The organism is Candidatus Poribacteria bacterium (genome assembly GCA_016866785.1).
In the GTDB taxonomy this organism is placed as follows: Bacteria; Poribacteria; WGA-4E.
In genome coordinates, this window is record VGLH01000273.1 from 1 (window position 1) to 1,897 (window position 1,897).

Sequence of the window (1,897 nt, forward strand, 5' to 3'; positions counted from 1 at the left end):
TCGGGTGCTGTGCCCAGGCATCAATAATCAAGCGGAGTCTCCTTTAGCCGCATAACGATGCCGAATCAGCCGCGCGCCAGCAAGCGACCCGCGGCGCGTCGGCTGCATTCGGATGATGCTCATTCAGCCCTCCCCCTGCACCTACCAACTGGGTAGGCTCAGCGCAGGGATATGCGCGGATCCGCGCAGGAGGAGAGCCGAATGAGATTCTACAACCGGCAGCATCGGCACTATTGCGGAATCGATCTCCACGTCAAGACGATGTACGTCTGCATCCTGGACTCGGCAGGCCAGGTGCTCGTGCATCGCAATGTGCCATCCACACGTGAGGCGTTCCTCGAGATCGTCGCCCCGTACCGCGACGATCTGGTCGTCGCCGCCGAGTGCATGTTCACGTGGTATTGGCTCGCGGACGTCTGCGCCGCGGAGGGGATCACCTTCGTGCTGGGCCACGCCTGGGCGATGAAAGCCATCCACGGCGGCAAGGCCAAGAACGACAAGATCGACTCGCACAAGATCGCGAGCCTCCTCCGCGGCGGCCTGTTGCCGCAGGCGTACGTGTATCCCGCCGCGATGCGGTCGACCCGCGATCTGATCCGCCGGCGGCTGCATCTGGTGCGGAAGCGCGGACAACTCTTGGCCCACATCCAGAACACGCGCGCGCAGTACAACCTGCCCGTCTTTGGACGGAAACTCGCCTATCGTACGAATCGAGCCGGCGTCGTCGAGCACTTCTCCGATCCGAGTGTGCAGAAGAGCATCGAGGTCGACCTGGCGTTGATCGACCAGTACGACACGCTGATCGTGGACCTCGAACTCACGATCGTCCGCGAGGCGAAACGCCACAATGCCGACGCGTTTCATCGCCTCCGCTCGGTGCCGGGGATTGGCAAGGTCCTCGCGCTGACGATCCTCTACGAGATCCATGACATCGCGCGCTTCGATCGCGTGCAGGAATTCGCGTCGTACGCTCGACTGGTCAAATGCCAACACCAATCGGGCGGGAAGACGCTCGGCACCGGCGGGGCGAAAATGGGGAACGTCCATTTGAAGTGGGCGTTCTCCGAAGCGGCCGTGCTGTTCCTGCGCCATACCGAGGGGAAACAGCTGATCGCGAGGATTGAGAAACAACACGGCAAAGGGAAGGCGCTCTCCATCTTGGCGCACAAGATCGGACGGGCCGTGTTCTACATCCTGTCGCGCGGGACGGTCTTCTCGATGGAGAAGTTCCGCGCGGCGTAGCGAGGAAGGGAGCGGGTGAGCCAGACGCCTAACTCGAGCCACGTCAGGACCGAGCTCGTCGCCGATCGTCACCACGCGTGCGCCTCGAGTGCCACGAGCCAACGATCAGGAGCCGAGGTCCGGCAGCGAGTTGCGGATGATGGGACACCCGCTCTCTCCCTCGCCATGCACACGCGTTCCACGGATGCGCTGCCCCTCCCCCGAGCCTGGCGACAACGGACGCGCGCACGCGACGTCGCCCGTCATGAGGAGGCCGGTATGAGGGCCCGAATGAGTTTCTAGGCCGCGAGTGTCTCACGACCCCCGCGCTTCGCTAAGCGAAGCTTGAGCCTCAATAGGTGTTGGGACCCATTCCGCATCGGGATGGCAACCTGCGCTGGAAACGAAGATGGCACTGAAGAGGACGCGTTGATTCGAACACTATCTCTGACGGTCGCGCGTCTTCTTAACTCGACGACCGGACGGAGAAGATCTGCGCTCTTGACGAGGGGAGGGCTGATAGGTGTTGGGCGGCTCGCTCGATGGGGTTCCACCGCGAGTTACGTTCGACGGATGCCGATGCGCCACGGCTTGTCCTCAGACGGCTCCTGGTCCCAATGGATGTCAAGAGGCGCGCCGTCGGTCGGGCACTTGGGGGCTTGGGACAATTCGTCAG

The 1,897-nt window shown here is 62.9% G+C and carries 1 protein-coding gene; it reads left to right on the forward strand.

From position 1 onward, the window contains the following. Nucleotides 1-201: 201 nt before the first annotated feature. Nucleotides 202-1,242, forward strand: coding sequence for an IS110 family transposase (locus FJZ36_19230; GenBank protein MBM3217033.1), 1,041 nt, complete (start codon nucleotides 202-204; stop codon nucleotides 1,240-1,242). The last annotated feature ends 655 nt before the right edge of the window (nucleotides 1,243-1,897 follow it).